General features: G+C 59.3%; 1 pseudogene. It reads right to left on the reverse strand.

The window, feature by feature from the left end:
* Nucleotides 1–312, reverse strand: a pseudogene (locus HMPREF2736_RS03800) (IS256 family transposase); the annotation flags it as partial.

Genomic DNA, 312 nt, shown 5'->3' on the forward strand with positions numbered 1-312 from the left:
TGTTTGGCCAGCACGTTTTAATTGCGCTTGTGGCTCCTCGGCCACCGTCGATCACAGCGATCAACGGTGCTTCGATGCGCTCGAGCAGGCGCTTGTAGTCCTGCGTGGTTTCTTGTTTGCACCAGTGCCAGGCGATGACGTGGTCGAGCGTTGCCGCCACGATCAGACAGCCACCTGCGGTGTAGGTGCCGTCGATGAAGATCTGGTCGTAGACCCTGCCTGTATGGCCGATGGTCGGGTCAGGCACGTCAACCAGCCAAAAGGCATCGAATTTGCGCTGCAGCGTACGTGTCGAGCAGCTCATGTTGCCGG

Source organism: Corynebacterium sp. HMSC036E10, from assembly GCF_001836265.1.
GTDB lineage: Bacteria > Actinomycetota > Actinomycetes > Mycobacteriales > Mycobacteriaceae > Corynebacterium > Corynebacterium coyleae.